This is a genomic window from Streptomyces sp. CAI-85, assembly GCF_013363615.1.
GTDB lineage: Bacteria > Actinomycetota > Actinomycetes > Streptomycetales > Streptomycetaceae > Streptomyces > Streptomyces antibioticus_B.
Window position 1 is genome coordinate 125429 of the sequence record NZ_JAANNX010000004.1, and the last position, 20343, is coordinate 145771.

Genomic DNA, 20343 nt, shown 5'->3' on the forward strand with positions numbered 1-20343 from the left:
GGGGCACATCCGGCTGTGGAGACCCGTCCCCCGCCTCGATACCGGGGGCAGAGGCCGCGACGCCGCGCAGGGCGGCACGCGCCACGTCGCCCGGCCTCGCAGCCCGGGGCGCGTCCGACTGCCGAGGCTCGTCCACGGCCTCGATTCCCGGGGCGGAGCCCGACGGGCCGCGCAGGGCCTCGCGCACCGCGTCGCCCGGCTTCGGCGCCCGGGGCTCACCCAACTCTCGGGACACATCCGACTGCTGAGGCCCGTCCACGGCCTCGGCACCCGGGGTGGAGCCCGCCAAGCCGCCCAAGGGCGCGCGCACCGCATCACCCGGCCTCGGCGCGCGGGGCCCGCCCGGCGCACCGGACTCGCCCGGCAGCCGGGACTCGTCCGCCGCCTCGGTGCCCGGCACCGGATCCGTCGCACGATCGGCGCCCGACACCGTGCCCATCGCACCACCCTCACCAGGCACCGGGTCCGTCGCACCACCAACACCCGGCACCGGGTCCGTCGCACCGCCAACACTCGGCACCGGAACCGCCGTGCCGTCGGCGTCGGCGGGCGTCGAGTCGCCCCGCAACGCCGCACGCACCGCATCCCCCGGGCCGGGCTCGGGGCGGGAGGCTCCCTCCTCGGGTGGCGCCGTCGAAGGGCGCCCGCGGTCGCGCGCGGCGCGCAGGGCACGGCGGGCCTCGTCCGCGGGGCGGGGGCCGGGGTCCGAGTGGTCCCGCATCACGCCTCCCTCCTCAGGCGGACCAGATCGGTCAGTTCGCGGTCCGTCAGTTCCGTGAGGGCGGATTCTCCGGAGCCGAGGATCGCGTCGGCCAAGGCGCGCTTGGCCTGGAGCATGTCGGCGATGCGGTCCTCGACGGTGCCCTCGGTGATGAGGCGGTGGACCTGGACGGGCTGGGTCTGGCCGATGCGGTAGGCGCGGTCGGTGGCCTGTTCCTCCACGGCCGGGTTCCACCAGCGGTCGAAGTGGACGACATGGCCCGCGCGGGTGAGGTTGAGGCCGGTGCCGGCGGCCTTGAGGGAGAGGACGAGGACCGGCGTGGCGCCGCTCTGGAAGCGGTCCACCATGCGTTCCCGTTCGGGCACGGGTGTGCCGCCGTGGAGCAGGTCGACGGGGATCGCGCGGGCGGCGAGGTGCGCGGTGATCAGGCGGGCCATGCCGACGTACTGGGTGAACACGAGCGCGGACCCGTCCTCGGCGAGCAGCGTGTCGAGGAGTTCGTCGAGCAGGGCGAGTTTGCCGGAGCGGGCGGCGAGGGCGTCGCCCACGGCGGTCGCCTCCTCCTTGAGGTACAGCGCCGGGTGGTCGCAGATCTGCTTGAGCGCGCCGAGCAGCTTGAGCACCAGGCCCCGGCGGGCGATGCCGTCCGCCGTCTCGATGGCGAGCAGCGACTCGCGCACCACCGCCTCGTAGAGCGCCGCCTGTTCACGGGTGAGCGGGACCGGATGGTCGGTCTCGGTCTTGGGCGGCAGCTCGGGCACGATCCCGGGGTCGGACTTCTTGCGGCGCAGCAGGAACGGGCGGACCAGCCGCGAGAGCCGCTCCACCGCCTCCGCATCCTCGCCGTTCTCGACGGCACGCGCATGGCGGGCGCGGAAGGACTTCAGGGGGCCGAGGAGTCCGGGCGTCGTCCAGTCGAGCAGGGCCCACAGTTCGGACAGGTTGTTCTCGACGGGTGTACCGGTGAGCGCCACGCGCGCGGGCGTCGGGATCGTGCGCAGCGCCTTGGCGGTCGCCGAGTAGGGGTTCTTCACGTGCTGGGCCTCGTCGGCGACGACCATGCCCCACGGCTGTTCGGCGAGCGCGGGCGCCGCGGAGCGCATGGTGCCGTAGGTGGTGAGGACGAAACCGCCGGTCAGGTCGTCGAGGCTGCGGTCGGTGCCGTGGAAGCGGCGGACGGGGACGCCGGGCGCGAAGCGGTGGATCTCGCGCTGCCAGTTGCCGAGGAGGGAGGCGGGGCAGACCACCAGGGTCGGTTCGGTGCGGGCCCGGCGCAGATGGAGGGCGATCACGGTGACGGTCTTGCCGAGGCCCATGTCGTCGGCGAGGCAGCCGCCGAGGCCGAGGGAGGTCATGAGGTCCAGCCAGGCCAGGCCCCGGAGTTGGTAGTCGCGCAGGGTGGCCTGGAGGCCGGGCGGTGGCTCGGCGGGGCGGACGCCCGCGGTGAGCCGGTCGCGCAGGGTGGCCAGCGCGCCGACGGGCACCGCCTCGACCGGTTCGCCGTCGACCTCGGCGGTGCCGGTGAGCGCGGCGGACAGGGCGTCGACCGGGTCCAGCAGGCCCAGTTCGCGTTTGCGCGCCTTGCGGACGAGCGCGGGGTCGACCAGGACCCACTGGTCCCGGAGGCGGACGACGGGCCGGTGGGCCTCGGCGAGCATGTCCATCTCGGCTTCGCTGAGCGGATCGCCGCCGAGCGCCAACTGCCAGCGGAACTGGAGGAGTTCGTCGCTCTCGAAGAAGCCGGTGCCGTCGGTCGCCGAGCCGGGAGCGGGCCGTACGACGGCGGCGGCGCTCAGGTCCTGGGCGAGGTCGCGCGGCCAGTGCACGGCGACCCCGGCGGCCGCGAGGCGGGTCGCGGCCACGCCGAGCAGATCGCCCAGTTCCTCCTCGGACAGGGCGAGGACGTCGGGGGCGTCCTGGTCGGCGAGCCGGGCGAGCGGCGGCCAGACGCGGGCCGCGCGGCGCACGGCGAGCGCGGCGTCGACCCGCGCGCGGGGCCCGAAGGCGGCGTCGGCGGCGCCCGCCCACAGGGTCGCCGCGTCCGTCACCAGGGTGGGGTCGGCGAGGCTGTGCACCTGGACGATCGCGGCGCCCGCGCGGCGCGCCGACTCCCCGTCGTCGAAGAGGTCGTAGGCCGAGAGGTCCAGGCGGAGCGAGATCCGCACGCCCGCGTCCATGCCGGCGGCGACCTCGGCGGCCCAGTCGTGGGCGGCGGGGCCGGGCAGCCGCTGGGGCGGGCGGTCCGCGAAGGGCTTCCCGCACGCGTGCGGCGCCGCGGGGGTCCGGGGCAGGGTGTCCGCGACGGCGTCCAGGAAGGAGCGCATCAGGGCCTCGGGCTGCGGCAGCCGGAGCGCGCCGGGGCCGGGCAGCGGAACGGCGTGCCCCTCGGGGGGCAGGGCGGCGGCGACGGCGCGCAGGTGTGCGATGTCCTGCGGGTCGAGCGGGCCGGCCCGCCAGGCGTCGTGCCCCGCCGGGGTCAGACCGGGCAGCAGACGCCCGCGCGCGGTGAGCCGCAGGGCGTGCAGCGCGGCGGCGCCCCAGCAGGCGGTGGCGGGATGAGCGGCGGGGTCGCGGCGGGCGTGCACGAGCAGCGGGAGCGCCTTGTCGAGGGGCAGCGACAGGGCGGGCGCCGCCCTGCGGCGCACGGACGCGCCGTGCGGGCGGACGACGGTCAGTTCGGTGGGCTCCGCGTGCGGGGTGTCGGGCAGCGGGCCGCCGTCGGGGTCCCACAGGGCGATCCGGCCGTCGCGCGGGAGGGGCGCGGGCAGGAAGACGGCGGCGAGCCGTACGGCGGCGGCGTGCGCGGCCACGGGTACGGCCGCACCGCGCTCTGTCGTACGCATCGTCCACCTCCCGCCCTCCTGTCGGATCACTCGTCTCCGACTCTACGGGCGGGGTCCGACAATCGGCCCCGGCGGCCTGTCCGAGCGGCGCGCGCCCGGCCCCGGCGGCCGGTCAGGGCACGGTGCGCGAGACGACGTACACCATCGGGTATATCGGGTTCTGGTGGTTCACGACGACGTCCAGGGTCGGCGTCGGGTTCTTCCGCTCGCGGACCAGGCCGTAGTACTCGCCGGTGCGCGCGCCGGGTCCGGAGAACCGCCAGCCGGTGATGTCCCGGTCGCGGGCGCTGATCGTGATGTCGTCCTTGCGCAGGTCGTCGCGGCTGACGCCGATGTCGGAGAGGAACTGGTCGAGTCCGGCGTGCGTGGTCTGGAACTGCACGTAGAGCCGGCTGGTCTTCCAGTTGTTCGTCTCGTAGTAGGCGACCTGGTTCGAGGGGTGCGGGACCGGCACCTGGTAGAGGCGGCGCTGGACCTTGGACGGCCAGCCCTCGGTCAGCCCGGTCGCCGAGTACTTGGCCTCCTTGTCCTTGCCGCTGTCGCGGCTCTGGTTGGCGGAGATCACCAGGTAGCCGGCCGGGACGCCGATGAGCAGCACGATGATCAGCAGGGTGAGCGCCCTGCGGCGGATCACATGGCGGCGGTCCTCGGGCGGGCGGGGCGGTTCGTCGGGCGGTGTGGCCTGGCGGGGCAGCGCGGCGGTCACGCGGTGTCCCGGGCGCGGCGGGCCGCCTCGGTGAACCGTTCGAAGCGCTCGTAGCGCTCCACGCGGCGGCGCTTGGCGCGCCGGAAGCGGCGGGCGACCAGCCGGGACAGATCGGCTGCGCCGACCATGCCGGCCTCGGGGCCGAGCTGGGCGCGCACGATCCGGGCCTCGGGGCGGTAGCCGCGGCCGGTGAGCTGGCGTTTGAAGGCGTCCCGCGCGGGCGCGATGAGGAGGTCGTCGGCGGCCGAGACCCCGCCGCCGATGACGAAGCAGGAGGGGTCCAGGGCGGCGGCGAGGTTGGCGATGCCGACGCCGAGCCACTGGCCGATGTCCTGGAGCAGCTCGATGCACATCGCGTCGCCCTCGCGGGCGAGTTCCGTGATCATCGGCCCGGTGATGTCGCCGATCTGCCCCTTGACGTGCTCGATGATCCCGTAGGCCACCGGGGAGTCGGCGGCGGCCAGCTCCTTGGCCTCGCGGACCAGCGCGTTGCCGGAGCTGTACTGCTCCCAGCAGCCGCGGTTGCCGCACGGGCAGCGGTGGCCGCCGGGGACGACCTGCATATGGCCGAACTCGCCGGCGACACCGTACTTGCCGCGCTTGACCTGGCCCTCTTCGAGGATGGCGCCGCCGATGCCGGTACCGAGGGTGATCATGACCAGGTGGTCCTCGCCGCGGCCGGCGCCGAAGCGCCACTCGGCCCAGGCGGCGGTGTTGGCGTCGTTGTCGACCAGCACGGGCACCGCGAGCCGGTCGGAGAGCCGGTCCCTGAGGGGCTCGTTGCGCCAGGACAGATGGGGCGCGAACAGCACGCGGTTGCGGTCGGCGTCGACCCACCCGGCGGCGCCGACGCCGACCGCGTGCACGTCGTGGCGGTCGGAGAGGTCCAGGACGAGTTCGACGATCGTGTCCTCGACGACCTTCGGGCTCTTGGACTTGTCCGGGGTCTCCGCGCGGACCTTCTCCAGGATGTTGCCGTCGGCGTCGACGACACCGGCCATCACCTTGGTGCCGCCGATGTCGATGCCGACCGTGGGCACCCGGGGTGCGGTCAGGTGCGAGCGGCGCTCCCTGGTGCCCACCGTGCGCAGGGCGGGGGCGCGACGGGAGCCGATGGGGGCGGTGAAGTTGCCGTAGGTGCTCATCAAGGCCAAATTCTGCCTCACGCGTACGGCGGGTGCCGTACAGGGGAGGAAGGCCCCTTCCGGTCGCATTGTCCGGACAATACGACGATCAAGGCGAGCCCCGGAGGCGGCCCGGCGCGCTCAGGACCGTACGAGAAGCTGGAACTCGAACGAGTAGCGGCTCGGCCGGTAGATGTGGTCGCCGAACTCCACGGCGCGCCCGGTGTCGTCGAAGGTCGTGCGCTGCATGGTGAGCAGCGGGGCGCCCTCCGCCTCGGTGAGCCGCTCGGCCTCGGCGGCGGTGGCGGCGCGGGCGCCGATGGACTGGCGGGCGCTGTGCAGGGTGATCCCGGCGGCGCGCATCAGCCGGTACAGGCCGGTCGCCTCCAGCCGGCCGGTGTCCAGTTCGAGCAGGCCGGCGGGGAGGTGGTTGCACAGGTAGGCCATGGGTTCGCCGTGCGCGAGGCGCAGCCGCTCCACCCGGTGCACCTCGCTGCCCTCGGCGACCGACAGCGCGGCGGCGACCTCGGCGGACGCGGGCTCGACGGTGTTGACCACGACGGTGGTCGCGGGGCGCTGGCCGGCCGCCTCCAGGTCGTCGAAGAGGCTGCTCAGCTCCAGGGGCCGCTTGACCTGGCTGTGCACGACCTGGGTGCCGACACCGCGGCGGCGCACCAGCAGGCCCTTGTCGACGAGGGACTGGATCGCCTGGCGCACGGTCGGGCGGGACAGGCCGAGCCGGCCCGCCAGCTCGATCTCGTTGCCCAGCAGGCTGCCCGGGGTGAGCGATCCGTGCTCGATCGCCGCCTCCAACTGCTGGGAGAGCTGGAAGTACAGGGGGACCGGTGAGCTACGGTCCACACGCAGGTCGAGCGTCACGGTCGGGTCCACTTCTGGTTTCTGCACCCGCCGAGCGTAGCTCCGGGCGCTGTTGACGGGAAGTTGTGTAGTTCGATTGTCCGGACATACACATTGACACAGCCCCGTCTGCGAGGTCACTTTGTTCTCATGCGCATCGGGGTCATCGGGACGGGCCGCATCGGCACCATTCATGCGAACACGCTCAGCCGTCACCGCGAGGTCGGGTCCCTGATCCTCACGGACTCGGACCCCGCGCGGGCGCAGGCGCTCGCGCTGCGGCTCGGCGAGACGGCCGCCCCCGGGGTGGAGGAGATCTTCCGCTGGGGCGTGGACGCGGTGGTGATCACGGCCTCCACCGCGGCGCACGCCGAACTGATCGGCCGGGCGGCGCGCAGCGGGCTCCCGGTGTTCTGCGAGCAGCCCATCGCCCTGGACCTGACGGGCACGCTCCAGGCGATCGCCGAGGTGGAGGCCGCGGGAACGATCCTCCAGATGGGCTACCAGCGCCGCTTCGACAAGGGGTACGCCGGGGCGCGGGAGGCGGTGCGGTCCGGACGGCTCGGGCGGCTGCACACCGTACGGGCGCTGACCTCGGACCAGTCGCCGCCGCCGGCCGACTGGCTGCCGGTCTCCGGCGGCATCTTCCGGGACGCCCTCATCCACGACTTCGACTGTCTGCGCTGGGTCACCGGGCGCGAGGTGCGGGACGTGTACGCGACCGGGTCCGACGCGGGGCCCGCGATGTTCCGCGCGGCGCGGGACGTCGACACGGCGGCCGTGGTCCTCACGCTGGACGACGGCACGCTCGCCACGGCCACGGCGACCCGGCTGAACGGCGCCGGCTACGACGTGCGCATGGAGCTGGCCGGTGAGCTGGACCAGATCGTCGTCGGCTTGGACGACCGCACCCCGATCGCCTCCACCGAGCCCACCGGCCCACCGGCCGCCGACAAGCCCTGGACGGGCTTCCTGGAGCGCTTCGCGCCCGCGTACGAGGCGGAGCTGATCGCGTTCGTGGAGGTGCTGCACGGCCAGCGCCCCAACCCGTGCGACGGCCGCGAGGCGCTGCACGCGCTGCGGATCGCCGAGGCGTGCGAGACGTCCCGCCGGGAGCGCCGGGCGGTGGCGATGGCGGAGATCCCGGGGGCGACGGCCGGGATCGGGTGAGCCGGGATCGGGTGAGCCGGGGCGCGGGCGAGGTGCCGTGCGCGCGGGCCACCGCGCCGTTCGCCCCAACGTCCCGGCCTAGTGCCCGTCCTCGTCGAGGAGGCCCGCGTCGTAGGCGAGCAGGGCGATCTGGACGCGGTTGTTGAGGTCGAGTTTGGCCAGGACGCGGGAGACGTGGGCCTTGACGGTGGCGACGCTCATGAACAGGGCCGCGGCGATCTCGGCGTTGGACAGTCCCCGGCCGACGGCGACGGCGACCTCGCGTTCGCGCTCCCCCAGGCCGGCGAGCCGTTCACGCGCGCGTGCGTGGCGGGTGTCGGCCGCCGTGCCGGCCGCGTGCGCCATCAACTGACGGGTGACGGTCGGTGACAGGACGGGGTCGCCGCCCGCGACCCGGCGCACCGCGTCGAGGATCTCGGCGGGCGGGGTGTCCTTGAGGACGAACCCGGCGGCGCCCGCGCGCAGCGCCCGCAGCACCTGTTCGTCGGCGTGGAAGGTGGTGAGGACGACGACCTGCGGGGCGTCCGGCCGGGCCCGTACCCGCTCCGTGGCGACGATGCCGTCCACGGCCGGCATCCGGATGTCCATGAGGACGACGTCGGGCCGGGTGCGTTCGACGAGCGCCTCGACCTCGCCGCCGTCCGCGGCCTCGCCGACGATCTCGATGTCCTCGGCGCCGCCCATCATGAAGGACAGACCGGCCCGCACCAGCGGATCGTCGTCGACGAGCAGAAGTCTGATCGCAGTCATGTGCCTTACGTAATCACGGTTGCGGCCGCCGAGTTGAGCCCGGGACGGCTACGGCGCCGCCGCGGGCCAGGGCAGCCAGGCCCGTACCTCGAACCCGCCGTCCGCGCGCGGGCCGTGCTCCAGGCTGCCGCCGGTGAGCGTGGCGCGTTCGGTCAGCCCGATGAGGCCCTGGCCGGAGCCGGGCACGTGCGGGACGTGGCCCTCGGGGGCCGGGTTGCGCACGGTCAGGGAGAGGCCCTCGCCGGGCCCGCCGGTGACGGTCACGGCGACCTCGGCGCCCGGCGCGTGCTTGCGGGCGTTGGTGAGGCACTCCTGCGCGATGCGGTAGGCGGTGCGTCCGACGGAGGCGGGCACGGAGCCCGGGTCGGTGATCCGCTGGTCGAGGGTGACCTTGGCGCCGGCCTCGCGGGACTCGCCGACGAGGGCGTCCAGGGCGGCCAGGGTGGGCTGCGGCCGGCCGCCCTGCTCGTCGGGTTCGCCGGCCCGCAGGACGCCGATGATCTCGCGGAGGTCCTGGAGCGCCTCGTGGGCGCTCTCCCGGATCACCCCGGCGGCCCGCGCGATCTCCTCGCGGGGCGCGTCCGGCCGGAACTCCAGCGCGCCCGCGTGCACGCTGAGCAGGGTCAGCCGGTGGGCGAGCACGTCGTGCATCTCGCGCGCGATGGCCTCCCGGGCCAGCCGCTGCGCCTGCTCGGCCCGCAGCCGCGCCTCGGTCTCGGCCCGCCGCGCACGGTCGCGCAGGCTGACCATGAGCAGCCGTTTGGACCGTACGACCATCCCCCAGCCGATGACCGCGACACAGAGGACGGCGCTGAACACCACGGCGGGGCCGTAGCCCAGCTCGGGGTCGGGGCGGACCCACATCAGGAGCGGGAGCAGGGCGATCTGTACGCCGCCGACCCAGGCCACGTACCGGAAGGGCCGGTGCACGGCGAGGGTGAACAGGGCGACCGCGCCGAGCCCGGCCGAGGTGGTCGAGACGAAGGCGAGGGGCAGCGTGGCGACGGCCAGACCGAGCGGCCAGCGGCGGCGCAGCCAGACCGCGCCGCAGGACAGGGCGCCGAGCAGCAGGTCGACCGCGACGAGCGCCTGGGGCAGGTCCTGGTCGCTGGTGAGCGGCTCGGCGGCGGCCAGAGCGATGCCGACGGCGATCAGGAAGCAGGTGAGGTCGACCACCCAGTCCCGGGCCGTACGCCGGGGCGGCCGGCCGGGACGCCCGGCGTCCGGATCCAGCTCCGCGACCACGGCGGACGGCAGCAGCCACCGGTGCCGCGCGAACCTCGGCGCCGTACGCATCGCGCTGTCGTCAACCCTCATGGCGGTCCCTCATGGTCGACAAATCTACGCAGCGAAGGGCCCCGCCACCTCCCCGTGGACCGGATCGCCTACCGAAGGAGCGGGGACGTGGCCGAAGGTCGCAGTGGGGACCTACTTTCGGCGCGGCTCCTGTCGCCTTTTCGGGCCGTCAGCGCGCGCACGCATCGACTTGGCGAGCGCCGCCTCCAGGGATCTGTTCTCTTCGACGGTGAGGATGTTCCTTATTCCGGCGTTCTTCACCCAGCCGTTCAGAAGGGCGTGCGAGCCGCCCAGCCTGAGCGAATAGGACCACAGGCTTTCACCTGTCGCATCACCGTTCCACCCGGCCGCCCACTGGAGCAGATGAAATCTCTTCTGCTCGCGGTCATAACGCACGGATTGCATCGTCATCTCGCCGAGAATTCTCCGCACCTGCCAGTGTTTTCGACGATTGTTCATCAGCCGGAGTACGGATCGAAAGAGATTTGAGCGGTTCCTGAGGTTGGCCCGCGGATGAGCGTCCCGTCAGGGCCGCGGCCGCGTCACCGTGTCCAGGTAGAACGCGTCGATGCTCTGCACCGCCTGCTCGAACTCCTCCAGGTTGACCGGCTTGGTGACGTACGCGTTGGCGTGGCTGCTGTAGGCGCCGGTGACGTCGTCCGGGGCGGTGGACGTGGTGAGGACGACCACCGGGATGGTCTGGAGGTCCTCGTCCGACTTGAGGATCTTCAGCAGCTCACGGCCGTTCATGCGCGGCATGTTGAGGTCGAGGACGATCAGGTCGGGGCGCGCGTTGCCGTCGCCGCGCAGGTGCTCCAGCGCGGCGACTCCGTCGGTGACCTGGACCAGGTTGCGGGCTCCCCGCTCCGCGAGGGCTTCCTCGATGAGCATGGCGTCGGCCACGTCGTCCTCGACGAGCAGGACGTCGAACGGGCGGGCAGGGGTGGTCATCATCGGAAGCTCCGTGGGCTGTTCGTCGGAGTGGTGGAAGAGTCCCGGCCAGCGGCGCCGGGCTCCTTGCCGGGTCATGCCGCAGGCGGCGCCGAGCTGCGGGTAGCCAGCGCCGGCGCGGGCGGCGGCCACGGCCGCTTCCCGCTGGAGCCGCTCGGCGGCCCGCCGTACGTGGTCCAGCAGGTGGAGCAGGGCCAGGGCCTGGGCCGGGTCGTCCGTCGGCGGGTCCCCGGGAGCCTTGAGGAGCTGGTCGGAGAGGCGCCGCACAAGGTCGCCGACCGCGTCGTCGGCGACGACGGCCGTCTCCTGCGGGGTGGTCCGCAGGTGGAAGTTCTTGCCAGGCATGCCCGGCACTCTAGGCTCCCGGGACCACCCGCGACAACAACCGTTGTCGCCCTCTAGAGTGTGCTGGCCGCGCCTTCGGGCGGCTGTCGCAGCGAGGAGCCCTCCCAGGATGACCGGCAACACCAGACCACCGCGTGCACCGTGGCTCGCCAGGTGGACGACCCGGCGATGGCTTCGTGTCGGGGCGGCCGTGTCCCTGGCGGTCCTGGCCGCCCTCGGCACGGCGGGAGCATGGGTCCTGGCGCGGACCGAGACGATCAGCAACGACCTCGTCGACGTCCGCTCCCCCGCGCTGACCGCGGCGATCCGTCTGGAGTCGGCGCTGCTCAACCAGGAGACGGGCATCCGCGGTTACGGCGCCACCGGCACACCGGCGTTCAAGGTCCCCTACACCGAGGGCCTCGCCGAGGAGAAGACGCGCACGGCGCAGCTCGCCGGGCTGCTCCAGGGCGACAAGGCCCGGCTGGCGGACCTGGAGGCCGTACAGGACGCCGTGGAGCGGTGGCAGGAGCGGATCGCGCGGCCGATCGCGGCCGCGCCGCCGGGTGCGCCGTCGCCGCTGGCCACCGAGCGGGCGGCGGAGGGCAAGAGCGCCTTCGACGACGTCCGGGCTGCCCTGGGCGAACAGCAGGAGCGGCTCCGCGCGGACCGGGTCCAGGCCCGGGACGACCTGATGTCCGTCACGGCGTTGCGCAACGGCGTGTTCGGCGCCATCGCCGTCCTCATCGTGGTGCTGACGGCCTTCGTCTTCGAGGGGCTGCGGCGCGGCATCAACCGGCCGCTGGAGCAACTCGCCGCGGACGCACGGGTGATCACCGACGGCGACTTCGGCCACCCCATCTCCCCGACCGGCCCCGCCGACCTGCGGCGCCTCAGCGGTGAGATCGACTCCATGCGCCGCCGTCTCGTACGGGAGCTGGCCTTCACCGAGGAGGCACGGCAGCGGCTGGACGCGCAGGCCGCGGAACTCCAGCGGTCCAACGCCGAGTTGGAGCAGTTCGCGTATGTCGCCTCGCACGACCTCCAGGAGCCGCTGCGCAAGGTGTCCAGCTTCACCCAGCTCCTCCAGCGGCGCTACGGCGGCCAACTCGACACCCGGGCCGACCAGTACATCGAGTTCGCGGTCGACGGCGCCAACCGGATGCAGACCCTGATCAACGACCTGCTGGACTTCTCCCGGGTCGGGCGGATGCACAACACCCATCAGAGTGTGGACCTGGAGAAGGTCTTCGAGCGGACCGTGTCCGCGCTGAGCATCGGCATCGAGGAGGCCGGCGCGACGATCACCCACGATCCGCTGCCGACCCTGGTCGCCGACCCGACCCAGATGGGCATGCTCTGGCAGAACCTGATAGGCAACGCCGTCAAGTTCCGCCGCCCCGACCGGGCGCCCGCGATCCATGTGACGGCGGAACGGGACGGCGACCTGTGGCGGTTCTCCGTCACCGACAACGGCATCGGCATCGCGCCCGAGTACGCCGACAAGGTCTTCGTGATCTTCCAGCGGCTGCACACGAAGGACTCCTTCACCGGCAGCGGCATCGGGCTCGCGATGTGCAAGAAGATCGTCGAGTTCCACGGCGGCACCATCGCCGTCGACACGGAGTACCGGGAGGGCACCCGGATCGGGTTCACCCTGGCCCCCGAGCCGCCGGAGAGCCCCGTACGCCCGGTCCTGCCGGAGGCCGAGGGCCCCGGCGCGGAGCAGACGCGCAGACCGCGGTCATGAGGACGGGCCCCGAGGCGGCGCCCGACGAACCGGTGTACCGCATCCTTCTGATCGAGGACGACGACGGCGACGCCCTGCTCGTGGAGGAACTCCTGCACGACACCGGGATGCGGTTCGAGCTGACCGTCCGCACCACGCTGGCCGCGGCCCGCTCCGCGCTCGCCGGCGCGCCCATCGACTGCGTCCTGCTCGACCTGCACCTGCCGGACGTGTCGGGCATCGACGCGGTCGCCGCCGTCCGCGGCATGGCCCCGCACACCGCGGTCATCGTCCTGACCGGGCTCTCCGAGGCCCAGGCGGGCACCGACGCCATGGCCGCCGGCGCCCAGGACTTCCTGGTCAAGGGCAAGGTCGAGGCGGACCTGCTGCACCGCACCCTGCGCTACGCCGTCTACCGCAGCCAGACCGAACGCGCGGGCGCCGAGGCGCAGGCCGCGCGGCTGCGCGCGGAGGAGAACGCCCGACTGGAGCGCGGTCTGCTGCCGCAGCCGATCCTCGGCACCTCCACGGTGCGCGTCACCTCCCGCTATCTGCCCGGCACCGCGCTCGCCCTGCTGGGCGGCGACTTCCTCGACGTGGTGGAGGGCGACGACGGTCTGCTGCACGCCGTCGTCGGCGACGTCAGCGGACACGGCCCCGACGCCGCCGCGCTCGGCGTCTGCCTGCGCATCGCCTGGCGCTCCCTCGTGCTCGGCGGACACCGCGGCGAGGACCTGCTGCACCTGATGGAACGCATCCTGATCGCCGAACGCGGCAGCCAGCAGCTCTTCGCCACCTGCACCCTCCTCACCCTCGACCAGGACTCCCCCAGCGCCACCTTCCATCTCGCCGGCCACCACGAACCCCTCCTCACGACGGCCGACGGCACCCGGGAACTGAGCGCCGCGCACGGCATCGCGCTCGGCATCCTCCCCGAACAGCGCCACTGGCCCGCCACCGTCGTCCCGCTCCCGGCGAGCGGCGCCCTCACCCTGTACACCGACGGCCTCACCGAGGGCCACGACGGCGAGACGACCCGCCGGCTCGGCGTCGAAGGACTCCTGGCCCTGATCGAGGACCTCCCCCACACCGACCCGGTCACCCACGTCGACCACCTCATCCGCAGAACCCACGAACTCAACGCCGGCCGCCACTCCGACGACCTCGCGGTCCTCCGCCTCGACTGGAACCGGGGCGCCTGAGCGGCACCACGGTCACCTCCCCTTCCGATGTTCCCCTGCCCTGCCCTCACGTAACCGGTTATAGTGGTTACATGGACTCCGCCGCCAAGGGCCTCACCCTCCGCTCCCACACAGGCGTCGCCTATCGCTTCGATCCCGGCGCGCTGTGTCTGGAGCTGCTGACCACCGGCGGACCCGGTCCGTACCGGCGGTACGAGGTGCTGCACACGCCCGTGGACGTGGGTGCGTGGGCGGAGCGGTCTCGGCTGGAGCCGACGCCCGTGCCGGAGGTGTCCGAGGCGGAGGTGGCCGGTCTGCGCGAGCTGCGCGACGCGCTGTTCCGGGTGGTCGACGCCCATACGCGCGGTGAGCCGTATCCGCCCCGCGACCTGGAGATCCTCAACGCGGCGGCCGCCCGTCCGGCCCTGGCCCCCGCGATCGCGCCGGACGGCAGCCGGGAGTGGGCCGGCACTCCCACCGGGACGCAGCTCGCGGCGACCGTCGCACGGGACGCCGTCGAGCTGCTGACCGGACCCTTCGCGCACCGGATCCGCACCTGCGCCGCCGAGGACTGCCATCTGATCTACGTCGACACCTCGCGCCCCGGCCGCCGCCGCTGGTGCTCGATGGAGCACTGCGGCAACCGCCACAAGGTCAGGGCCCTGCGCGCCCGTCACACCGAGGAAGGATGACCGTCATGCCCACAGGACTCACCAAGGACGCCGGCTGGCAGATCGGCGTGTCCCGCACCCTGCCCCACCCCGTGGCCGTCGTCTGGGAGTTCGTCAGCGGCCCCGAGGGACTCGCCCTCTGGCTCGGCCCCGGCGCGGACCTCACGCCGGAACGCGGCACGCCGTACCGGACGGCCGACGGGGTCACGGGCGAGGTGCGCGGCTACCGCCCCGCCGACCGCATCCGGGTCACCCACGGCACCACCACGGTCCAGGTCGCCCTGGCCCCCGCCGCCGACGGGGCCCGCACCATGCTCCGCTTCCACCAGGAGCATCTGACGAGCGCCGAGGAGCGCGAACGGCGGCGGACGCACTGGCAGCACGTCATGGACCGGGTCGCCGCCGCCCTCGACGCGCGGTGACGGCCGACGGCCCGCCGAACGTCACTCGTCGTCCGGCAGCGCGTACGTGCCGTACCGCGGACTGCCGTCCGTGTCGTACGTCTGGAGGGAGACACCGGCGGGGGTGACGCGGCCGGACGTGCGCCGGAAGGCCGTCGGCACGGTGCCCTCGGGGAACAGGCGCAGGCCGGAGCCCAGCACCACCGGGAACGTCAGCACATGGATGGTGTCGAGGAGCCCCAGGTCCAGCAGGGAGCGGACGAGGGCGCCGCTGCCGTGGACCTGGAGTTCGCCGTCGGTGCGTTCCTTGAGCGCCGTGATCTCCTTGACGAGGTCGCCGTCCACGACCGTGGTGGCGTTCCACTCCGGGTCGGTGAGGGTGGTCGAGACGACGTACTTCGGCAGCGCGTTCAGCTTCGTGGCGACGGGGTTGTCGGGGTCGGTCACCTTGGGCCAGTAGGAGGCGAAGATGTCGTAGGTGCGGCGGCCCAGGAGGAACGCGCCGACCCTGCCGAAGACCTCGTCCACGAACCGGCCGAAGTCCTCGTCGCCGTACGGGAAGCTCCAGCCGCCGTGCTCGAAGCCGCCGCGGGTGTCCTCTCCGGGGCCGCCGGGTGCCTGGTAGACGCCGTCGAGTGTCACGAAGATCTGGGAGACGAGCTTGCCCATGGTGATCGCCTGCTTCCGGATGCGGGGTCGTCTGTCATCAGCTCAGACCCCGCCCGGCCCCGCAACTCATCGGTCCGGCCGGTGCGCGTCGGGAGACGGCCGGCCCGCGCGGGTCAGCCGCCCAGCTCCTGGTGCCTCGCCGCCAGCCGGGCCGCGCCCTCCTCGGTGAGCGAACCGAACAGCCGCAGCCGCGAGATGCCGCCGTCGGGGTAGATGTCCACGCGCGCGTGGGTGCCGACGACCGGGGCCGGGAGCACGAAACGGTGGTTGGTGTCGGGCTGGAGGCGGGTGCGCGGAAGGATCTCCTCCCACTCACCGCCCGCGTCGTCCCCGCCGTCCCGGACCGAGACCGACGCCCAGCCCGCGCTGTTGCCCTTCAGATACGCCGTGTCGATCTCCAGGGCGCGGATCTCGGCCTGCGCCGCCAGCCGGTAGCGGATCCAGTCGTGGCCCCGGTCGCGGCGGCGCCGGGTCTCCCAGCCGTCGTCCATCTTGCGGGAGCGGCCGGGCTGGATGGTGTTCGACGCCGGGGAGTAGAAGAGGTTGGACGCGTCCTCGGCCCGGCCGCCGTTCTCCAGGGCGACCACGTCGAAGGTGCCGAGGACCGCCAGCCAGGCGGGATCGGGGACGACCTCGCCGTACACGCGCAGCCGGGCGATGCCGCCGTCCGGGTGCTGGTTGACCCGCAGGTGGGTGAAGCGCTCCTCCACGGAGACGGCGAAACCGTTCGCCGCGTGCCCGCCGACGGGCGTGCGCGGGACCAGGGTCGTCCACTTGACGTCGCCGCCCAGCAGTTCCCGCTCGGAGGGGGTGCCGGCGACCGAGGTGCCCTCGACGGAGACCGCCTGCGGGTAGTTGCCGCGGAAGTGGGCCGTGTCGACGACGATCCCGCGGACCACACCGGGCGCGCCCAGCCGGACCAGGGCCCAGTCGTGGTCGTCGTCGGCGGGCCACGGGTGGTCGGCGGAGACGCCCCGGCGGCGGCGGGTCTCCCAGCCGTCCATGATCTTGCCCTTGTGGCCGAAGTGCTCGGGGTCGAACTCGGCGCGTCCGGGCAGCAGCAGGTTCTCGCGCTGGGCGAAGAACTCGTCCCCGGCGGCGACGACGGCCGCGCCGAGCCGCCGGTCGGCGAGATCGGCGTGGTGGGTGAAGGGGAAGTCGGCCGTGCGGTAGTCCGCGTACGGGTCGCCGCCGCCGTAGGGGTTCGCGTCGCCGGTGAAGTGCGGGATCGCTGCCACGGTGATCAGGTCTTCCTTTCCAGGGGTCGGCCGGAGCGAGAGGGGACGGTGCGGGTGAGGAGTTCGCCCCGCGGCGCCGTGAACTCGCCGTCCGCGTAGACGCGTTCACCGCGCAGCCAGGTCGACCGCACGACGCCGTACAGGGTGCGGCCGGCGTACGCGGTGACAGGGTTACGGTGGTGGAGGGCGGCCGGGTCGACGGTGAAGGCCGCGTCGGGCGCCAGGACGGCGAAGTCGGCGTCGTGGCCCGGTGCGACGGCACCCTTGCGGCCGTCGAGGCCGACGAGTTCCGCCGTGCGCGCCGACATCCAGCGGACCACGTCCTCCAGGCCGTGTCCGCGTGCGCGGGCCGCCGTCCAGACGGCGGACAGGCTCAGTTGGAGGCCGGAGATGCCACCCCAGGCGGTCGCGAAGTCGGGGGTCTTGAGGTCGGCGGTGGACGGGGAGTGGTCGGTGACCACGCAGTCGATCGTCCCGTCGGCCAGTGCCTGCCAGAGCAGATCCTGGTTGGCGGCCTCGCGGATGGGCGGGCAGCACTTGAACTCGCTGGCGCCGTCCGGGACTTCCTCGGCGGTGAGGGTGAGGTAGTGCGGGCAGGTCTCGACGGTGAGGCGCACGCCCTCGGCCTTCGCCGCGCGGATCAGCGGCAGCGCGTCGGCGGAGGACAGGTGCAGGACGTGCACGCGCGCGTGCAGTCGGGCGGCCTCGGCGATCAGCGCGGCGATCGCGGTGTCCTCGGCGTCCCTCGGCCGGGAGGCGAGGAAGTCGGCGTACTTCGAACCGCCGTGCTGCGGTGCGGCGTTCAGGTGGTCCGGGTCCTCCGCGTGCACGATCAGCAGACCGCCGAAACCGGCGATCTCGGCGAGGGAGCGGGCCAGTTCGTCCCGTCCGAGGTGCGGGAACTCGTCCACGCCGGAGGGCGACAGGAACGCCTTGAAGCCGAAGACCCCGGCGTCGTGCAGCGGGCGCAGGTCCTTGACGTTGTCGGGCAGGGCGCCGCCCCAGAAGCCGACGTCGATGTGCGCCTTGTCGGCGGCGACCTCCCGCTTCACGCCCAGGTGTCGGGCCGTGGTGGTCGGCGGCAGGGAGTTGAGCGGCATGTCGACCAGGGTGGTGATGCCGCCGGCCGCCGCCGCGCGCGTCGCGGTCCAGAAGCCCTCCCAGTGGGTGCGGCCGGGGTCGTTGACGTGGACGTGCGTGTCGACCAGGCCGGGCAGCAGGACGTCGTCGCCGAAGTCCTCGCGCCGGGCGCCCTCGGGGACGGGTGCGTCGTACGGCAGGACGGCCGTGATGCGTCCGGCGGAGACGGCGACCGACGCGGCGCGTGTCCCCTCCGGGGTGACGACCCGCGTCGAGCGCAGCACCAGTTCGGCGTCGGACACCGGGGACCCCCTCTCGTTCAACGTTCTGTTGAAGAAGTCTTCATCTCCGGCTCTCACCCCGTCAAGAGCACACTTCTCCAGAGTGCCCCACCGTCGCCACACTGGATGTTTCCGTGCAGTGAAATTATGATTCCGCAGAGCAGAAGCGGGGCAGAAGGCGGATAACGCGCCACCAGGGTGCCCGGGGGCCGCCGGGTACGCTTCAGCTCTTCCGCCAGTGATTCAGCCAGTCATTCCGCCAGTTCCGAGTCCTGCCAGGTCCGAAGGGAACGCGCCGTGCCGAGGTCGAGCGCCAGCACCACCGACTCCGCCAAGTCCACCGGCGGAGGCGTCCAGTCCCTCGAGCGCGCCTTCGATCTCCTGGAGCGCATGGCCGACGCGGGCGGCGAGGTCGGCCTGAGCGAGCTGTCCGCGCACAGCGGGCTGCCGCTGCCGACCATCCACCGGCTGATGCGCACCCTGGTCTCCTGCGGGTACGTCCGTCAGCAGCCCAACCGGCGGTACGCGCTGGGCCCCCGGCTGATCCGGCTCGGCGAGTCGGCGTCCCGGCTGCTCGGCACGTGGGCCCGGCCGTATCTGGCCCGGCTGGTCGAGGTGACCGGCGAGACGGCGAACATGGCGCTGCTCGACGGCGACGAGATCGTGTACGTGGCGCAGGTGCCGTCCAAACACTCGATGCGGATGTTCACCGAGGTCGGCCGGCGGGTGCTGCCGCACTCCACGGGCGTCGGCAAGGCCCTGCTCGCCGGCTTCCCCGACGCCGAGGTGCGCGCCCTGCTCCAGCGCACCGGCATGCCCGCCGCGACCGAGAAGACCCTCACCACCCCGGAGGAGTTCCTCGCGGCGCTCGCCGAGGTGCGGCGGACGGGCTACGCCGTGGACGACAACGAACAGGAGATCGGCGTGCGCTGCCTCGCGGTGTCGGTGCCCGACTCCCCCACGGCGGCGGCCATCTCCATCTCGGGCCCGGCGGGACGGGTCACGGAGGCGGCCACCGACAAGATCGTGCCGGTGCTGAAGCAGGTCGCGGCGGAACTCTCCGAGGCCCTCGCCAGCCAGAACCCCTCCTGACGGCGGCACTGAGGCCCTCGCCGGCCAGGACCTGTCCTTACGGCGGCGCTCAGTCGGTCGGCCGCGGCGAGCCCCCGAACAGCTCCACCGCCCGGCGCACCTCCGCCAGACCTCGCGTCAGGGCGCTGACCGAGCCGATCGCGCCCGCGACGAGCAGCAGGGAGCGGCGCAGGCGCGGTATCTCGGGTGCGCCGCCGGCGGCCATGGCGGCCAGCGCGGCGAGTTCCTCCTCGGCGATGTCCCGGTCCGCGAACTCGGCCGGGTGCGCGGCGAGTTCACGACGCAGCCGGGACACCGCGTGCCACAACTCCGACGCCCGCCGGTCCTCACCACCGTCGGCGACAGCTCTCTGCTCCACGCTCCGCAACGTGTCCCCTCCCCCTCGCACGCCGTTGTGCGCCTCCCCCTCAGGCGCCCAGTTAACGCCACTTCGGGCCCCCTGCGCCAGTCCGCTGCGTCATCGCCTTGCTGCGCTGAGTGATCGTGAGTGCGCCGGGTGCGGTATGCAGGAGCCATGACCTACACGGAGGACGAAGTCGTCGGACTGCTGCTCGCGGCCGGCGGGGGCCGGCGGCTCGGCGGGCGGCCCAAGGCGCTGCTGACGTACCGGGGGCGGCCGCTGGTGGAGCACGCGGCCGGGGTGCTGCGCGCCGCCGGCTGCACCCGGGTGCATGTGGTCCTGGGGGCGGCCGCCGGCGTCGTACGGGAGGCCGCCCGGCTCGAAGAGGAGGGGTGGGTGGTGGTGGAGAACCCGGAGTGGGAGGAGGGAATGGGCACGTCACTGCGGTGCGGGCTCGATTCCGTCACCGGGTCGGGCGCGCAGGCGGCGCTGGTGTCGCTGGTCGACCAGCCGGGCATCGGCGCGGAGGCGGCGGCCCGGGTGCGGGCCGCGTTCCGGGGCGAGGAGACCCTCGCGTCGGCCGCCTACGACGGGGTGCGCGGGCATCCGGTGCTGTTCGGCGCCGCGCACTGGGCGGGGGTCGCGGCGAGCGCGACCGGCGACCAGGGGGCGCGCGCCTACCTCCGGGCGCGGGAGGCGGCGATCACGCTCGTGGAGTGCGGGGACGTGGCCCGGCCGTACGACATCGACACGCCCGCGGACCTCGCCCGCCTGGAGTGAACCCGGGCGTCCCGGCAGGTCTCTCGACATCGACAGACCATTGATCTTCCACGATGAGGAAACTACTATCCACAAACATCCACCGATCGGAAGCACGGAACCTCCCGGCACCCGGTGCCACGCTCGCTGAAGGAAGTG

Annotated in this window: 19 protein-coding genes; 7 read left to right on the forward strand and 12 right to left on the reverse strand. The window is 73.4% G+C overall.

All coding sequences use genetic code 11. The features are described from left to right. Positions 1–720: 720 nt before the first annotated feature. The 4 genes from G6W55_RS07765 to G6W55_RS07780 all read right to left on the reverse strand — a co-directional run bounded on the left by G6W55_RS07765 (position 721) and on the right by G6W55_RS07780 (position 6273). Positions 721–3564 carry a DEAD/DEAH box helicase gene (locus G6W55_RS07765; protein ID WP_175520052.1) on the reverse strand — a complete coding sequence of 948 codons (2844 nt, stop codon included), beginning with the start codon at positions 3562–3564 and terminating at the stop codon, positions 721–723. Between the two features lie 112 nt (positions 3565–3676). Then, positions 3677–4270: a hypothetical protein gene (locus tag G6W55_RS07770; protein WP_030792203.1), complete on the reverse strand. Its 594-nt coding sequence runs from the start codon at positions 4268–4270 to the stop codon at positions 3677–3679. Beyond that, positions 4267–5415 (reverse strand): ROK family glucokinase, encoded by a 1149-nt coding sequence (locus G6W55_RS07775; RefSeq protein WP_030792201.1) that lies wholly within the window; start codon positions 5413–5415, stop codon positions 4267–4269. The genes G6W55_RS07770 and G6W55_RS07775 overlap by 4 nt, the downstream gene beginning before the upstream one ends. Positions 5416–5535: 120 nt before the next feature. Beyond that, entirely contained in the window at positions 5536–6273 is a 738-nt protein-coding gene (locus G6W55_RS07780) for a GntR family transcriptional regulator (RefSeq protein WP_175520246.1), read from the reverse strand. Positions 6274–6402: 129 nt separating this feature from the next. Between G6W55_RS07780 and G6W55_RS07785 the strand changes: the two genes are divergently transcribed. Then, positions 6403–7422 carry a Gfo/Idh/MocA family oxidoreductase gene (locus G6W55_RS07785; RefSeq protein WP_175520053.1) on the forward strand — a complete coding sequence of 340 codons (1020 nt, stop codon included), beginning with the start codon at positions 6403–6405 and terminating at the stop codon, positions 7420–7422. Positions 7423–7500: 78 nt separating this feature from the next. On the opposite strand, the gene G6W55_RS07790 is transcribed toward G6W55_RS07785, so the two are convergent. The 4 genes from G6W55_RS07790 to G6W55_RS07805 form a co-directional block, all read right to left on the reverse strand. Further along, the gene (locus G6W55_RS07790; protein WP_175520054.1) at positions 7501–8172 is read right to left on the reverse strand and encodes a response regulator transcription factor; all 672 of its coding nucleotides are present in this window, start codon (positions 8170–8172) and stop codon (positions 7501–7503) included. Positions 8173–8220: 48 nt separating this feature from the next. Next, complete coding sequence (locus G6W55_RS07795; protein WP_244367746.1) at positions 8221–9489, reverse strand: histidine kinase; 1269 nt, start codon at positions 9487–9489, stop codon at positions 8221–8223. Between the two features lie 111 nt (positions 9490–9600). Then, positions 9601–9927: a hypothetical protein gene (locus G6W55_RS07800; RefSeq protein WP_175520055.1), complete on the reverse strand. Its 327-nt coding sequence runs from the start codon at positions 9925–9927 to the stop codon at positions 9601–9603. A gap of 66 nt (positions 9928–9993) precedes the next feature. Then, the gene (locus G6W55_RS07805) at positions 9994–10764 is read right to left on the reverse strand and encodes a response regulator (RefSeq protein WP_175520056.1); all 771 of its coding nucleotides are present in this window, start codon (positions 10762–10764) and stop codon (positions 9994–9996) included. 109 nt (positions 10765–10873) lie between these two features. Between G6W55_RS07805 and G6W55_RS07810 the strand changes: the two genes are divergently transcribed. From G6W55_RS07810 to G6W55_RS07825, 4 genes are all read left to right on the forward strand, one after another. After that, positions 10874–12493, forward strand: a complete 1620-nt coding sequence (locus tag G6W55_RS07810) for an ATP-binding protein (RefSeq protein ID WP_175520057.1) — start codon at positions 10874–10876, stop codon at positions 12491–12493. Beyond that, entirely contained in the window at positions 12490–13674 is a 1185-nt protein-coding gene (locus G6W55_RS07815) for a PP2C family protein-serine/threonine phosphatase (protein WP_078635644.1), read from the forward strand. The genes G6W55_RS07810 and G6W55_RS07815 overlap by 4 nt, the downstream gene beginning before the upstream one ends. A gap of 71 nt (positions 13675–13745) precedes the next feature. Further along, complete coding sequence (locus tag G6W55_RS07820; RefSeq protein WP_175520058.1) at positions 13746–14345, forward strand: ABATE domain-containing protein; 600 nt, start codon at positions 13746–13748, stop codon at positions 14343–14345. Positions 14346–14350: 5 nt separating this feature from the next. Continuing rightward, positions 14351–14746 carry an SRPBCC domain-containing protein gene (locus G6W55_RS07825; protein ID WP_078637139.1) on the forward strand — a complete coding sequence of 132 codons (396 nt, stop codon included), beginning with the start codon at positions 14351–14353 and terminating at the stop codon, positions 14744–14746. A 21-nt stretch (positions 14747–14767) separates the two neighbouring features. Here the strand turns inward: G6W55_RS07825 and G6W55_RS07830 are convergent, their stop codons facing one another. The 3 genes from G6W55_RS07830 to allB form a co-directional block, all read right to left on the reverse strand. Continuing rightward, the gene (locus G6W55_RS07830) at positions 14768–15394 is read right to left on the reverse strand and encodes a dihydrofolate reductase family protein (protein ID WP_078635623.1); all 627 of its coding nucleotides are present in this window, start codon (positions 15392–15394) and stop codon (positions 14768–14770) included. A gap of 113 nt (positions 15395–15507) precedes the next feature. Next, positions 15508–16632: an allantoicase gene (alc, locus tag G6W55_RS07835; protein WP_175520059.1), complete on the reverse strand. Its 1125-nt coding sequence runs from the start codon at positions 16630–16632 to the stop codon at positions 15508–15510. A 5-nt stretch (positions 16633–16637) separates the two neighbouring features. Further along, on the reverse strand, positions 16638–18014 hold the full coding sequence (gene allB, locus G6W55_RS07840) for an allantoinase AllB (protein WP_175520060.1): 1377 nt from the start codon (positions 18012–18014) through the stop codon (positions 16638–16640). Between the two features lie 276 nt (positions 18015–18290). On the opposite strand from allB, the gene G6W55_RS07845 reads away from it, so the two are divergent. Then, positions 18291–19085, forward strand: a complete 795-nt coding sequence (locus G6W55_RS07845; RefSeq protein ID WP_175520061.1) for an IclR family transcriptional regulator — start codon at positions 18291–18293, stop codon at positions 19083–19085. 49 nt (positions 19086–19134) lie between these two features. On the opposite strand, the gene G6W55_RS07850 is transcribed toward G6W55_RS07845, so the two are convergent. After that, a complete protein-coding gene (locus G6W55_RS07850; RefSeq protein WP_175520062.1) occupies positions 19135–19452 on the reverse strand; it encodes a DUF5955 family protein in 318 nt (105 codons plus the stop codon). A 147-nt stretch (positions 19453–19599) separates the two neighbouring features. On the opposite strand from G6W55_RS07850, the gene G6W55_RS07855 reads away from it, so the two are divergent. Beyond that, positions 19600–20205 (forward strand): NTP transferase domain-containing protein, encoded by a 606-nt coding sequence (locus G6W55_RS07855; RefSeq protein WP_175520063.1) that lies wholly within the window; start codon positions 19600–19602, stop codon positions 20203–20205. Positions 20206–20343 lie beyond the last annotated feature (138 nt).

Coding starts and splice junctions, on each gene's coding strand:
- G6W55_RS07765 (WP_175520052.1), bottom strand. CDS start 3,564: ATGCGTACGACAGAGCGCGGTGCGGCCGTACCCGTGGCCGCGCACGCC.
- G6W55_RS07775 (WP_030792201.1), bottom strand. CDS start 5,415: ATGAGCACCTACGGCAACTTCACCGCCCCCATCGGCTCCCGTCGCGCC.
- G6W55_RS07785 (WP_175520053.1), top strand. CDS start 6,403: ATGCGCATCGGGGTCATCGGGACGGGCCGCATCGGCACCATTCATGCG.
- G6W55_RS07790 (WP_175520054.1), bottom strand. CDS start 8,172: ATGACTGCGATCAGACTTCTGCTCGTCGACGACGATCCGCTGGTGCGG.
- G6W55_RS07795 (WP_244367746.1), bottom strand. CDS start 9,489: ATGAGGGTTGACGACAGCGCGATGCGTACGGCGCCGAGGTTCGCGCGG.
- G6W55_RS07800 (WP_175520055.1), bottom strand. CDS start 9,927: ATGAACAATCGTCGAAAACACTGGCAGGTGCGGAGAATTCTCGGCGAG.
- G6W55_RS07805 (WP_175520056.1), bottom strand. CDS start 10,764: ATGCCTGGCAAGAACTTCCACCTGCGGACCACCCCGCAGGAGACGGCC.
- G6W55_RS07810 (WP_175520057.1), top strand. CDS start 10,874: ATGACCGGCAACACCAGACCACCGCGTGCACCGTGGCTCGCCAGGTGG.
- G6W55_RS07815 (WP_078635644.1), top strand. CDS start 12,490: ATGAGGACGGGCCCCGAGGCGGCGCCCGACGAACCGGTGTACCGCATC.
- G6W55_RS07820 (WP_175520058.1), top strand. CDS start 13,746: ATGGACTCCGCCGCCAAGGGCCTCACCCTCCGCTCCCACACAGGCGTC.
- G6W55_RS07825 (WP_078637139.1), top strand. CDS start 14,351: ATGCCCACAGGACTCACCAAGGACGCCGGCTGGCAGATCGGCGTGTCC.
- G6W55_RS07830 (WP_078635623.1), bottom strand. CDS start 15,394: ATGGGCAAGCTCGTCTCCCAGATCTTCGTGACACTCGACGGCGTCTAC.
- G6W55_RS07855 (WP_175520063.1), top strand. CDS start 19,600: ATGACCTACACGGAGGACGAAGTCGTCGGACTGCTGCTCGCGGCCGGC.